Source organism: Flavobacterium aquaticum, assembly GCF_003259835.1.
GTDB lineage: Bacteria > Bacteroidota > Bacteroidia > Flavobacteriales > Flavobacteriaceae > Flavobacterium > Flavobacterium aquaticum.
The window spans coordinates 362,116-374,578 of the sequence record NZ_QLMI01000001.1 but is presented as its reverse complement, the minus strand read 5'-3'; the positions used below and the strand labels follow the sequence as shown (position 1 = coordinate 374,578).

Below are 12,463 nucleotides of genomic sequence, written 5' to 3'. Positions count from 1 at the left end.
GTGAAAAGTGATTAGTAAAAAGTGATTAGTTTAAAAACACTAAAGTTAACCAAAATAATATACTTAAAGCAAATGTGCTTAAAGCTACTTTTTTAAGTTCAGGGTCGAAGTCTTCGTATTTTTCTGATTTATTCACTTTGTTCATGTTCATAATTATTGGGATATTAATTAACAAAACAGGAAGTAATGAAGTTTTAATTAGCATTAAAAATACCATAAAAGACAACATACCGATTGCTAAAATAATTTCATGATATTTTTTTGCCCATTTTAAACCCATTTTCACTACCAACGTATTCTTTCCAGCAATTTTATCGTTTTCAATATCGCGCATGTTGTTTAAATTCAATACAGCAACACTTAATAATCCGATGGATGTTGCAGGTAAGAATAACTTCCAATCAATGAAATGGGTAAACAAAAAGTTAGAACCAATTACCGAAACCAATCCAAAGAAAATAAACACAAACAAATCGCCAAAACCGCTATATCCATAAGCGCTTTTTCCAACCGTATATTTAATAGCTGCTCCGATGGAACCGATTCCTAATAAGATGAATATCAAACTTAAGGCAAAATTCTCTTTTCCGAATGCTACGTAAATCAATAAAAGAGCAATAATGAACGTCAATACTGCAGTGATAATTACGGCTTTTTTCATTTGCTCTGCTGTTATTACTCCGGCTGCTACTAGGCGTTTTTCTCCGATTCGGTTGGCATCTGTTCCTTTTACACCATCACCGTAATCGTTGGCGTAATTGGACAATACTTGTAATCCTAACGTAGTTAAGAGCGCCAAAACCACAATTCTCCAATCGGAAAATCCTTGGTAATAAGCATAAGCGCTTCCCACAATAATTCCAGAAACAGAAAGTGGTAAGGTTCGTAATCGTGCGGCTTGTATCCAAGGTTTTATTTTCATAATTCATTTAATTTTTAATAGCTTTTAGCGTTTACATCCAATTCTTTTCCCAAGTTTCCACTTCATACAACCAATAATTCACCAATTGTTTGATTTCGGTATAATTTCCTGTTGTAAAACTAACAGTTCCTCCTGCGGTTGATAAAGTCACCGAACCAATATTCGTTGCTTTTTGCCAGAAAAATTGTTGGGTTTCGATGGCTTGAATTTTATAAGGTTCTATAATTGTGGTATCGATATCCCAAGCGCCATTTTGTCTGATAATGAAATCATTAGAAACAAAAAGCTTATAATTTTTAAACGAAAACCAAAGCATGACTCCAGCAAAAACACAGAAAATAGAAGTATAAATGAACCATTCTGTCCAAGTTACGAATTCTGTTTTGTAATTTAGTATTAAGGTTATTGCTATTGGAACTAATAAAAAGAAAAACGTATTTACTGCTAATTTTCTCCAATTCGGCAAATACATCGTTCCTTTTTGGGGTAATTGCCCTAATAACAATTTTAGAATAGCATCGCGTTCGTTTTCAGTACAACCTGGGACTTCTATTTGGTCTTTTTCTTTTACTTTCTCTACATCACTTGAAGCTTGATGTATACCAATCGTAGTAACATCCAACTTCTTTTGAAAGTAGTTTTGGGTAACTTTAATTTTTTGAACTTTATTTGGATTCAACAACGTATTTTTTGTCGAAAGTAATCCGTAAGACAAAATGATAGCTTGTTTGCTTTTCTGAATAGTGAAATCGAAATATTTTAGAATCGTTCGAACCAAATTCACCAATAAAATAAGTCCAATAAAAAACCCTACCACTATTAAAAACGAAGTTATAATGGGCAAAGTATCTAGATAACCCGTAACTTTATCTTCGTCAATTACTTCTGTATTTAACTGTTGTAGATTCTCTAATATGGTAGTGAAAAATACAAAAATTAGAGCAAAACTCTTGATATAATTAGAAGTAAACCCGATTTTAATTAAACTAGGTAATCCAATTTTTATGAAAGAGGTTGGAGTGACTTCTTCTGAAATAGTATTGCTGTTTTCAACTGTTTCTTGTTGGGAATGATTGATTAATCGTTCTTTCAGAATAGTTGCCAACTCATGAGAAATTGCACTAATTGAAGCTTCCTTTTTATCACTTCCAGCAGTGTCTATTTCTAATTTATGAACGCCAACCAATCGTTGAATTAAACTTTGATTGATGTTAACTTGCTGAATTTTATGCAACTGAATGGTAATTCTCGTTTTGTTTAAAACTCCTTTTTGAATGACAAATTCACCATTTTCTTCATCAATATGAAAAGTAAAAAACAAGTATTGTAAATACGAAATAATCCCAATCAAAACTACTACTCCAGCAACACTTCCAAAAAAAACAATTTTATTGAGCGAATCAAACTTTACTAACCAAATCAACAACATCGGCCATAAAGCACGAATCGTCTTTTGCAAAGAATTGGCAAACATGACCAAAATCCCCGGAAGCGATTGACGTTGCGGTTGTGAAAAATCTACAGATTTATTCATGTTCTTCAGTTAGAAATGATTCGTTTGTTTGTTCTTCAATAGGTTCGTCTTTTTTTGGCGGATTAATTTTTTGTGAAACCAAATTCTTAATAAGCTGCGCATCTGCTAAAAGCAAACCTGGAATTTCTAAATCCGAACTACTACCACCAGCGGTAAACAATTCGACAGAAGCTAAACCTAATTTTCGAGAAATAAATCCTTGATGCAAAGCCACATGTTGCACTCTATTAAAAGGAATAATCGTTGTAGTCTCCGAAATTAATCCCGATTTATAAATAGCATCGTGTTCTCTGAAAGCATATCCTTTTTTCTGAAAACTAAATTTCGTGAACACTACTAATCCTGCTAAAAACAAAACTATTCCTACTACAATTGCCATCCAGATTGTATTTGAAAAAGCTTCCTCCTTGAAATAAAACAAAGTTGAAACTCCTCCAATCACCAAAATTAAAAGCAAGGAAAAATTAAAAAGTAAAACCGTAATATATTTGGGATTCAATCCTTTCAATTGCACTTCTTCAAATTTAGGAAGTTGGTTAATGTCGATAGGATTATTTGTGAATTCATTCATAGAAATAGTTTATTAAAGGCTTGTCTTTCTTCTTTTCTCTTTGTTCTATTTTCTAATTACGGTAAATATTTCTTTTCAAAATTTGGTTTACGTTTTTCTAAGAACGCATCTCTTCCTTCTTTTGCTTCGTCTGTCATATACGCTAAACGAGTGGCTTCACCTGCAAAGACTTGTTGTCCTACCATTCCATCATCGGTTAAATTCATGGCGAATTTTAGCATTTTAATTGATGTTGGTGATTTCGCCAGAATTTCTTGTGCCCATTCGTAAGCAGTAGCTTCTAACTCAGCATGCGGAATTACGGCATTTACCATTCCCATCTCAAAAGCATCTTGTGCTGAGTAATTTCTACCTAAGAAGAAAATTTCTCTAGCTTTCTTTTGCCCTACCATTTTAGCCAAATAAGCCGAACCGTAACCACCATCAAAACTCGTAACATCTGCATCGGTTTGTTTAAAAATAGCGTGTTCTTTACTTGCTAACGTTAAATCACAAACCACATGAAGCGAGTGACCTCCACCAACAGCCCAACCCGGAACGACACAAATTACCGCTTTTGGCATAAAACGAATCATACGTTGTACTTCCAAAATGTTTAATCTGTGGTAACCATCTTCGCCAACATAACCTTGATGACCACGTGCTTTTTGGTCGCCACCACTACAAAAACTCCAAATACCGTCTTTAGAACTTGGTCCTTCTGCAGAAAGCAATACTACTCCAATTGATGTATCTTCTTGCGCATCGTAAAATGCTTCGATTAATTCTTTGGTTGTTTTAGGACGAAATGCATTTCTAACGTCTGGACGATTGAAAGCGATTCTTGCAACGCCATTGCATTTTTTATAAGTAATATCTTCAAATTCTCTTACGGTTTTCCAATTGATTGTGCTCATATTTTTAAATTTATTTTATTTTTCAATGGCAAGGGCAAGTTCAAGTTCAAGTTCAAAAGTATTGCGTTTAAAAATATTATTTCAATTTGTTCAACATCATTCTTGATGTAATTGCAATTAATTCTTCTACTTCTGACAAAAGCCAATTTCTTTCATTCTCTTCACCTTCTTTAATGTAATTTAAAACTCGGAGTGAATTTCTTGATTCTTTTAATTCTTTTACAACTAATGATAATTTAAAAACGTAATCTTTATCTGTAATAGTTCCTTGAGATTCACCATAATTTAAAGAAGCACTTCCAGAAGAACGAATTAATTGATTTTTGTAATATTCTAATTCATATGCCTTAGCTAATTTTCTAACAAAGAAAATCGATTCTCCAGCAAATCTAACTAATCTTTCATCTAAATTGAATATTCTTTCTGTTGGTTCGTTTAATTCCATGAATGTCTTGATATTTTCTTTTAAAATTGAATTTGAACTTGCCCTTGATTTTTGTATTTGTTTTGGTAAAAATAATTCATTTTTTGCATTATATTGCAAGTTCAAAACAATAAGATTTATGAAAAACTTATTTATCGGATTGCTGTTTGCATCTGGACTATTTTCGGCTTCGGCTCAAAACTATGAATTTCAGAAAGTTAATGATGTGGAATGTTTACCTGTTATCTCTCAAGATATCACGGGAACTTGCTGGAGTTTCTCTACTTCTTCGTTTTTAGAGTCGGAAATTATTCGCTTAACGGGTAAGAAAATAGACCTTTCTGAAATGTATCAAGCAAGAACTACTTATCCTTTAAAAGCAGAAAATTATGTTTTACGTCAAGGAAAAGCTAATTTTAGTGAAGGTGCTTTGGCGCATGATGTAATTAACAGCGTAGCAAAATATGGATTGGTTCCAAATAGTATTTATGATGGATTAGGTGATGATGTCAACAAACACAATCATGCTGAAATGGTTGCGGTTTTAGAGGCGATGTTGAAAACTTATGTTGAAAATCCTGCAAAGAAATTATCTCCGAATTGGAAACAAGCTATTAATGCGGTTTTGGATATTTATTTAGGAAGCATTCCAACCAAATTTGAATATGAAGGCAAAAATTATACGCCGAAATCATTTGCTGAATTCGCTAAAATTAAACCAGAAAATTATGTGACTTTAACTTCGTTTACGCATGAAGCGAATTACAAACCGTTCATTTTGAATATTCCAGATAACTTTTCAAACGGAAGTATGTACAATTTACCGTTAGATGAATTCATTACTAATATTGACAATGCTTTAGCTAATGGTTATTCTCTTTCTTTAGATTGTGATGTTTCGGAACCTACCTTTTCAGGAAAATATGGTGTTGCTTTTATTCCAGAAAAAGAAGAAGATAATAAAACGGGATTAGGTGAAATTGTTGTCGAAAAGAAAATCACACCTGAATTCCGCCAACAAGAATTTGAAAATCTTACGACAACTGACGATCATTTGATGCATATTGTTGGAACTGTGAAAGATCAGAAAGGAAATGTCTATTACAAAGTAAAAAACTCTTGGGGAAGCGATGAAAAGAAAGTCGCAAACGGTGGTTATGTCTATATGAGTGTGGCTTACATGAAATTAAAAGCAATTTCGGTTATGGTACACAAAGATGGAATTTCAAAAGAAACTAAGAAGAAATTAGGATTGTAGTATGATTTTCAAATCGGCAGTAAGTAAATTGAATAAATATATTTATGTTGGGGTAATATTATTTTTATTACTCTTAACAATTCCTGCTTTTTTTGAGGATTCTTACGAGCCATTTTTAGTACTATTTTCGATACATTTTTTAGTGATTTTATTCCTAATTTGGACATATAAAACTACTTTTTACAAGATTGAAAACACAGATTTACATTGGAAATCGGGTCCATTTTATGGAAAAATCGATATTACTAAAATTACTAAAATTGAATATCATAAAGGAATTTATGTACCAACTATTTGGAAACCAGCATTGAGTCATATTGGTTTAATTATTACGTATAACAAATATGATGATATTTACATTTCACCTGAAAAACAAGAAGAATTTATTGCTACATTGCAACGCCTAAATCAAAATATTACGTTTAAGAACACTCCCTATGTTGAATAAAATAGTACTTGTAAGTTTAAGTTTACTACTTTTTAATTGCCAAAATAAACCCGACGAAAACAAAGAATCTACCTTAAAAGATAAAGAAGGTAATGTTTCTGAATATGCCGTAAACTTTACGCCACTAACTACCATTTACAAAAAAAGGATGGGGAATGAAATGGAGGCGTTTTACGATAAAAAATTCAATGCAAAAGATTTCAGTGGGTCGTTTTTAGTAGCAAAAAATGGTGAGATTCTATACGAAAACTATAGTGGCTTCGCTTATAAAGAAAAAGGCGATTCAATTAAACAAGATACTCCTTTACATATTGCGTCAGTTAGTAAAGTAATCACTGCTGTTACGGTTTTGAAATTAGTTGACCAAAAAAAACTTAAATTAGACGATCTTGTAAAATCCATATTACTTGAATTTCCTCACGAAGAAACTACTGTTAGAATGTTATTAAATCACCGAAGTGGTTTGAGAAATTATGCCTATTTCACTGATGATAAAGGAGTTTGGGATAAAAAGAAAACACTGACCAATCAAGATGTTTTAACTTTGTTAGCTACGAAAGATATTGGGTTAGAATCAAAGCCCGGAACGCGTTTTGGTTATTGCAATACAAATTATGCTTTATTAGCTTTAATCATCGAAAAAGTGACTAACAAAACGTATCCAAAAGTGCTTCAAGAAATGATTTTTGATCCTTTAGATATGAAAAACACTTTCGTTTTTGATGATTTAAACAAAAAAGACGAAGTTAGTCAATCGTACAAAAACAATTATTTACGTTTGGCTTTTGAGTTTTTGGATCAAGTATATGGTGACAAAAACATCTATTCTACTCCGCGTGATTTACTGAAATTTGATTTGGCGCTATATTCTGATAAATTCCTTAGTACCAAAATGAAGGAAGAAATGTACAAAGGCTACAGCTACGAAAGAAAAGGCACTAAAAACTACGGTTTAGGTATTCGAATGTTAGAATTTGAAACGGGTCAGCAATACTTTTTCCACAACGGTTGGTGGCATGGAAACACTTCTTCTATGGTTACACTTCATAAAGATTCTGTTACAATCATTGCATTATCGAATAAGTTTACTCGTAAAACATATCAAACAAAACGTTTAGCTCCAAAATTTGGCGATTATCCGTTTAAATTTAATGCAGAAGAAGGCGAATAATTAGCCTATTTTCACAGAAGTCATCGTCAACGAACCACCAACGGCTTTATCATTAAAGAATTCCACTTTATCATTATCGGTTTGAAGTGCTAATATGTACAACAAAGGATAGTAATGGTCGGGTGTTGGTATCGCTAAAGTAGCCGCTTTATGAAGCTTTTCATACTGAATTAACTCTTTATGAAAACCGTTTGAGATTTTATTTTTAAAGATGTCATTCATTTCTAAAGCCCAATCAAATCCGTATTCGGGTTCGTTGAGTTTATCCCAAGCTACCATTCGTAAATTATGGACCATATTACCACTTCCGATGATTAAAACTCCTTTTTTACGAAGTGCTAATAATTGTTTTGCTAATTCATAATGATAAGCTGCCGGTTTGTAATAATCAATACTCAATTGTAAAACTGGAATATCGGCATCTGGATACATGTGTTTTACTACCGACCAAGTGCCGTGATCTAATCCCCAATCATGGTCTAATTCTACCGCAGGATTTGTAATTAATTTTTGAATTTCAGTTGCTAATTCAGGACTTCCAGGCGCTGGATATTGTACATCAAATAACGCTTGAGGAAAACCACCAAAATCGTGAATGGTTTTTGGATTTGGCATTGCCGTTACCATTGTACCTTTTGTTAACCAATGAGCTGAAACGACTACAACTGCTTTTGGTGTTGGAATTTCCTTTCCCGTTTGTTGCCATCTTTTTGAAAATATATTATCTTCAATAGCATTCATAGGCGAACCATGTCCGATGAATAAAACGGGCATCTTCTCCTCTTCTTCTCCTAATCCTTTTGTCCAATCATAGAACGGTTGTATACTTGCCATAGCGACTCCTCCTGAAAGTAAAGTTATGAAATTCTTGCGATTCATAAATTAATATTTGTATATACAAATGTAATAATAAAACATTTAAATTAAATACTAATTATGAAAAATTTAGGAAAGTAACTCTATTTCGAAATATCTCAGAATAAAGAAAATAGAAATTACATTTAGTAACAATGCTAACCAATAATACTTATTATAATCATCCGTATTTACAGCAATTTCATATAAATTTAAAAGAGGTAAAATTACAACACCTATCCAAACAGGAATCCAAATGATTTCGGTTTCAAAACCAATAAAATGAATGGTTTCAAATTTTTGAAAAATACCAACGAACGTCATTAATAAAACGACAATACTTAACACAAGATATATTTTGTTCTTTGTTGACATTTTAAATCAAATAAATTCCGTCTTCTTTGATTTCGATAAGTTTTTGTTTGTATAAATTTCCAACGGCTTTTTTGAAATTCTTCTTACTCATTTTCAAAACCGTTTTAATGTCTTCTGGATGCGAATTATCCGTTAAACGTAAGAAACCGCGATTGGATTTTAATTCGTCTAAAATTACTTGCGAAGAAGGTTCGATTGCCTCTACTCCTACTTTTCTCAACATCACATCAATTTTACCATCAGGACGAATATTCTTGATGTAACCTTTAGTTTTCATTCCAGGTTTTACATCATTGTATACTTCGTTTTTATAAGCTAATCCTTTATGCTTTTGATTGATGATGCAATTGATTCCACCTTCGGTAATGTGCGAAATTAAAATATCAACTTCTTCGTTTTTTTCTAACTCTAAGTTTTCGTTAGATAAATATTTATTTGTTCTGCTCGAAGCAACCAAACGATTCGTTTTTTCATCCATATGCATGTAAACCAAGTAACGCTTGCCTTCTTCCATAGGGCGCGCTTGTTCTTTAAAAGGAACAAACAAATCTTTCTCCAATCCCCAATCTAAAAAAGCACCGAATTTATTGATGTAATTTACTTTCAAATGGGCAAATTCATTCAATTTAATATAAGGCTTTAAAGTTGTTGCAACAGGACGTTCCTCGTGATCTAAATACACAAATACGGTTAAATCATCACCAATAGAAAATTCTTTCGGCACATATTTATTTGGCAATAAAACATCGTCTTCTTGTGTTTCTTCACTTCCTAAAAATAAACCAACCTTAGTATCTCTTAATATTTTTAACGTATTGAACTCTCCTATATGTAACATAATAAAATAAATAAAGTGCAAAGGTAAGCATTTTAAAAATTAGAATTTAGAAATCGGAAATCCAGAAAATGAAAAAACCACAAATCAATTACTGACTTGTGGCTTCATGCTATATTTTTTTAAAACTTAGATTCCTATTTCTAATTGAAAACGAACGTACCAATTTTGTTTGTTACTTCCGTTGAAATAATTCAAATCACTTAACGTAACTTCACCTTGTAATTTGAAAGCATGTTCCCATAAATATTTTGTAACACCTAATGAATATTGTTTAGAATCAGGTGTTAATGCTTTGATATCATCATGCATATTCTGAGTAGAAAAACGTCCAATAATTTCGTAGTTTGTTGGGAAAACATAACTCAATTGATAATCCATTCCACTTCCTACAGGAACATAATTAAATTCTGTAATATCATCTGGATTAAATGCGATTGGATCTTTAGCCGAACGCGACATATAACTCGACATAAAAGCCCAACCGTTATATTTGAACATCGCATCTAACAATACCGATTTCATAGTTTTTTGTTCGAATAAATCATTTCCAAGTTGTCCTTGTGTTCTTCTAGCTAAGTTATTTTGATGAAAAGCTCCTGACACTAATAATTTTGGTTTTTCTTCGCGAGCCACATCTCCTTCAAAATTGGTTCCGTCTTTTTTGAATGAACCAAAAGGCATTAATTCTAATTTTCCAGTTAATGCAACTCCGTCATCAGCAGATTTTGTCCAGTTTCTACCTTCTCCTGTAGTTACTGCCGTTTTTACATTGTATGAAAATTTATCTTTGTTTTCGTTTAGATAATACGCTTGAAAACCAAAATCTCTATCAATTGTAAAACGAGCATTGTTAATACTTCTATCGGTTAATTGTAAGGCTCCTGATGAATTGACACGTTGACGATTTCCTGGTAATTTAGTTTGTCCAAAAAGAAAACTCCAATGCTTATTTGGACGGTAAAAAACAGCAGCATCACGAATAATATTGATATTTTCACCATCTTGAATTTCGCCCACATCACCTGGTGCAAATGACAACTGAATTACATATAAAAAGTGAGGATTACCTACATAACCATCAAAACGCAAACGCAAACGTCTAATTTCTCCCGAATAAGCTGCATCCTCATCTTCATTTTGAATGTAAGTTACACGATTTTGCATTCTAAAACGAATATTTAATTGAAATAAACTATCTGGCGATGTTATTCCTAATCCTTTTCCATAGCTATAATATGGAAGTGCAGCCAACTTTAAATCGTTGTCTTTTGTGGTTACTTTTACATCTTGAGCAACAGCAATAAAGCTGATTACAAGCAATAAAAAGGTTACTAATTTTTTCATTTGTTATGTTGTTGTTTATTTTGCGCAAACTTAACATTAAAACAAGGTTAAGTATGTTAAGTAAATATTACCTTTGCAAAAAATTAACGTTATGTCATTTATATATATTGGATATCATTTTACAATAGACCCAGTTGAATTAGGAAGTGAAATTTTGATTGCAGAATTGGGTGAAAAAGCTTTTGAAAGCTTTATCGAAACTGAAACTGGAATTTCTGCCTTTGTTCAAAAGGATTTATGGGATACAAATATATTAGAAGATATTCAAATTTTAAGTAATCCAGAATTTAAAATCGAATATACTTTTGAAGAAATTGAGCAAGTAAATTGGAACGAAGAATGGGAAAAAAACTTCGAACCTATTGATGTAGACGGAAAATGTCACGTAAGAGCTCCATTTCACGAAAAAACAAGTGCTGAATACGATATTGTAATTGAACCAAAAATGAGTTTTGGAACAGGTCATCATGAAACCACTCACATGATGATTCAACACATTTTAGAAACCGATTTTACCAATAAAAAAACCTTAGACATGGGTTGCGGAACTGCCATTTTAGCCATTTTAGCCGAAATGAAAGGTGCTCAACCTATTGATGCTATTGATATTGACAATTGGTGTTACTTAAACTCAATTGAAAATGCAGAACGTAATAATTGTAAACATATTTCGGTTTACGAAGGCGATGCTTCTTTATTAGTGGAAAAAAAATACGACATTATTATTGCTAACATCAACCGTAATATTCTTTTAAACGATATGCAACAATATGTAGATTGTTTGAACGAAAACGGAATTCTATTCTTAAGTGGTTTCTATACAGAAGACATTCCCGTGATTTCAGAGAGTTGTACGTCTAAAGGATTAACCTATATAAAACAATTTGAAAGAAACAACTGGGTTGCTTTGAAGTTTGAGAAATAGTTAGGAGATGGAAGTTGGGAGTTTAGAGTTAGAAGTTTAATTTCTTTTAAATCTTGAACTTGATTTTTGAATTTGAAATTGAACTTGAAACATTTTTTTAATATTTTTGTAATGAACTTTCAAACGTAAAGAAAATGAGCACGATAGAAAAAGTACAAGAAGAAGTTTTAGTAGAAGAAGCTGTTGGTGTTAATAACGAAATTGTATTACACAATGATGATGTAAATACATTTGACCACGTTATTGATACATTAATAAGAGTTTGCAAACACGATGAATTACAAGCCGAGCAATGTGCATTATTAGTACATTACAAAGGCAAATGCACGGTTAAAACAGGTCCAATTGACCAATTAAAACCACAATGCTCCGCATTATTAGATGCTGGATTAAGTGCAGAAATTATATAAATAAAAAGTCCCGATAAATCGGGACTTTTTATTTAATCTCTAAGAAACTCAGTCAGATAATAAATTTCATCAACTTCATCATAGTATTTAACTTTTAATTTTGTTGATGTTAATTCTATTATTTCAGAAGTAGAACTTTCACCTGGACCATAAGAAACTGTAATCATATTCCCACTTCTAGTCCAAGTTGCATTATCAATACTTTCAGAACAAGTTGAATTGTAATAAACATCTCTAAGTGTTCCATTGCTATATATTTGTGTAAAATCATTTTCCGAAGAGCAAGAATTTTCATAAGGATATAGAACTTCTTCTCCTCCAACAATCTCTCCTTGTTTTAAATAAATCCATTTCCCCGCAATATTTCCAGATGTAGAAGAACCGTTATCATCATCCTTACTACATGAATTGAAAGTTAATGAAAGTGATACAATTGACACAAATAATAAAACTCTTTTTTTCATAATTTACTTTTTATAGTTAATCAAAAGT

15 protein-coding genes are annotated in these 12,463 nt (G+C 32.0%); 5 read left to right on the top strand and 10 right to left on the bottom strand.

The annotated features are described in order from the left end of the window. Positions 1 to 25: 25 nt before the first annotated feature. From menA to B0I03_RS01900, 5 genes are all read right to left on the bottom strand, one after another. Positions 26 to 922: a 1,4-dihydroxy-2-naphthoate octaprenyltransferase gene (gene menA / locus B0I03_RS01920; protein WP_181452319.1), complete on the bottom strand. Its 897-nt coding sequence runs from the start codon at positions 920 to 922 to the stop codon at positions 26 to 28. A 31-nt stretch (positions 923 to 953) separates the two neighbouring features. Continuing rightward, positions 954 to 2,456: a PH domain-containing protein gene (locus tag B0I03_RS01915; protein ID WP_111565782.1), complete on the bottom strand. Its 1,503-nt coding sequence runs from the start codon at positions 2,454 to 2,456 to the stop codon at positions 954 to 956. Next, positions 2,449 to 3,027 carry a PH domain-containing protein gene (locus B0I03_RS01910; protein WP_111565781.1) on the bottom strand — a complete coding sequence of 193 codons (579 nt, stop codon included), beginning with the start codon at positions 3,025 to 3,027 and terminating at the stop codon, positions 2,449 to 2,451. Before B0I03_RS01910 ends, B0I03_RS01915 begins: the two co-directional genes overlap by 8 nt. Positions 3,028 to 3,083: 56 nt before the next feature. Further along, positions 3,084 to 3,923, bottom strand: a complete 840-nt coding sequence (locus tag B0I03_RS01905) for a 1,4-dihydroxy-2-naphthoyl-CoA synthase (RefSeq protein ID WP_111565780.1) — start codon at positions 3,921 to 3,923, stop codon at positions 3,084 to 3,086. 76 nt (positions 3,924 to 3,999) lie between these two features. After that, on the bottom strand, positions 4,000 to 4,368 hold the full coding sequence (locus tag B0I03_RS01900; RefSeq protein WP_008257848.1) for a four helix bundle protein: 369 nt from the start codon (positions 4,366 to 4,368) through the stop codon (positions 4,000 to 4,002). A gap of 118 nt (positions 4,369 to 4,486) precedes the next feature. On the opposite strand from B0I03_RS01900, the gene B0I03_RS01895 reads away from it, so the two are divergent. From B0I03_RS01895 to B0I03_RS01885, 3 genes are read left to right on the top strand one after another with little or no spacing between them, the layout of a single operon-like run. Further along, positions 4,487 to 5,605 carry a C1 family peptidase gene (locus B0I03_RS01895; protein ID WP_181452318.1) on the top strand — a complete coding sequence of 373 codons (1,119 nt, stop codon included), beginning with the start codon at positions 4,487 to 4,489 and terminating at the stop codon, positions 5,603 to 5,605. A gap of 1 nt (position 5,606) precedes the next feature. After that, complete coding sequence (locus B0I03_RS01890; RefSeq protein ID WP_111565778.1) at positions 5,607 to 6,053, top strand: PH domain-containing protein; 447 nt, start codon at positions 5,607 to 5,609, stop codon at positions 6,051 to 6,053. Beyond that, complete coding sequence (locus B0I03_RS01885; protein ID WP_111565777.1) at positions 6,043 to 7,224, top strand: serine hydrolase domain-containing protein; 1,182 nt, start codon at positions 6,043 to 6,045, stop codon at positions 7,222 to 7,224. The genes B0I03_RS01890 and B0I03_RS01885 overlap by 11 nt, the downstream gene beginning before the upstream one ends. Here the strand turns inward: B0I03_RS01885 and ygiD are convergent, their stop codons facing one another. From ygiD to B0I03_RS01865, 4 genes are all read right to left on the bottom strand, one after another. Then, a complete protein-coding gene (gene ygiD / locus B0I03_RS01880; RefSeq protein ID WP_449528512.1) occupies positions 7,225 to 8,058 on the bottom strand; it encodes a 4,5-DOPA-extradiol-dioxygenase in 834 nt (277 codons plus the stop codon). It lies immediately after the preceding gene. Between the two features lie 111 nt (positions 8,059 to 8,169). After that, positions 8,170 to 8,454, bottom strand: a complete 285-nt coding sequence (locus tag B0I03_RS01875) for a hypothetical protein (RefSeq protein WP_146603241.1) — start codon at positions 8,452 to 8,454, stop codon at positions 8,170 to 8,172. A gap of 1 nt (position 8,455) precedes the next feature. Beyond that, a complete protein-coding gene (locus B0I03_RS01870; RefSeq protein ID WP_111565774.1) occupies positions 8,456 to 9,292 on the bottom strand; it encodes a CvfB family protein in 837 nt (278 codons plus the stop codon). A gap of 126 nt (positions 9,293 to 9,418) precedes the next feature. Further along, a complete protein-coding gene (locus B0I03_RS01865) occupies positions 9,419 to 10,636 on the bottom strand; it encodes a porin (RefSeq protein WP_111565773.1) in 1,218 nt (405 codons plus the stop codon). 91 nt (positions 10,637 to 10,727) lie between these two features. On the opposite strand from B0I03_RS01865, the gene prmA reads away from it, so the two are divergent. Then, the gene (gene prmA, locus B0I03_RS01860; protein WP_111565772.1) at positions 10,728 to 11,561 is read left to right on the top strand and encodes a 50S ribosomal protein L11 methyltransferase; all 834 of its coding nucleotides are present in this window, start codon (positions 10,728 to 10,730) and stop codon (positions 11,559 to 11,561) included. A 134-nt stretch (positions 11,562 to 11,695) separates the two neighbouring features. After that, complete coding sequence (locus B0I03_RS01855; protein ID WP_111565771.1) at positions 11,696 to 11,971, top strand: ATP-dependent Clp protease adaptor ClpS; 276 nt, start codon at positions 11,696 to 11,698, stop codon at positions 11,969 to 11,971. Between the two features lie 32 nt (positions 11,972 to 12,003). Here B0I03_RS01855 and B0I03_RS01850 read toward each other — a convergent pair whose 3' ends face one another. After that, on the bottom strand, positions 12,004 to 12,435 hold the full coding sequence (locus B0I03_RS01850; RefSeq protein ID WP_111565770.1) for a lipocalin family protein: 432 nt from the start codon (positions 12,433 to 12,435) through the stop codon (positions 12,004 to 12,006). Between the last annotated feature and the right edge of the window lie 28 nt (positions 12,436 to 12,463).

Excerpts from the sequence above, each read along its gene's own strand:
- B0I03_RS01890 (WP_111565778.1), top strand. The coding sequence starts at position 5,607 with ATGATTTTCAAATCGGCAGTAAGTAAATTGAATAAATATATTTATGTT.
- B0I03_RS01905 (WP_111565780.1), bottom strand. The coding sequence starts at position 3,923 with ATGAGCACAATCAATTGGAAAACCGTAAGAGAATTTGAAGATATTACT.
- B0I03_RS01870 (WP_111565774.1), bottom strand. The coding sequence starts at position 9,292 with ATGTTACATATAGGAGAGTTCAATACGTTAAAAATATTAAGAGATACT.
- B0I03_RS01875 (WP_146603241.1), bottom strand. The coding sequence starts at position 8,454 with ATGTCAACAAAGAACAAAATATATCTTGTGTTAAGTATTGTCGTTTTA.
- ygiD (WP_449528512.1), bottom strand. The coding sequence starts at position 8,058 with ATGGCAAGTATACAACCGTTCTATGATTGGACAAAAGGATTAGGAGAA.
- menA (WP_181452319.1), bottom strand. The coding sequence starts at position 922 with ATGAAAATAAAACCTTGGATACAAGCCGCACGATTACGAACCTTACCA.
- B0I03_RS01855 (WP_111565771.1), top strand. The coding sequence starts at position 11,696 with ATGAGCACGATAGAAAAAGTACAAGAAGAAGTTTTAGTAGAAGAAGCT.
- B0I03_RS01850 (WP_111565770.1), bottom strand. The coding sequence starts at position 12,435 with ATGAAAAAAAGAGTTTTATTATTTGTGTCAATTGTATCACTTTCATTA.
- B0I03_RS01915 (WP_111565782.1), bottom strand. The coding sequence starts at position 2,456 with ATGAATAAATCTGTAGATTTTTCACAACCGCAACGTCAATCGCTTCCG.
- B0I03_RS01885 (WP_111565777.1), top strand. The coding sequence starts at position 6,043 with ATGTTGAATAAAATAGTACTTGTAAGTTTAAGTTTACTACTTTTTAAT.
- B0I03_RS01895 (WP_181452318.1), top strand. The coding sequence starts at position 4,487 with ATGAAAAACTTATTTATCGGATTGCTGTTTGCATCTGGACTATTTTCG.
- prmA (WP_111565772.1), top strand. The coding sequence starts at position 10,728 with ATGTCATTTATATATATTGGATATCATTTTACAATAGACCCAGTTGAA.
- B0I03_RS01910 (WP_111565781.1), bottom strand. The coding sequence starts at position 3,027 with ATGAATGAATTCACAAATAATCCTATCGACATTAACCAACTTCCTAAA.
- B0I03_RS01900 (WP_008257848.1), bottom strand. The coding sequence starts at position 4,368 with ATGGAATTAAACGAACCAACAGAAAGAATATTCAATTTAGATGAAAGA.
- B0I03_RS01865 (WP_111565773.1), bottom strand. The coding sequence starts at position 10,636 with ATGAAAAAATTAGTAACCTTTTTATTGCTTGTAATCAGCTTTATTGCT.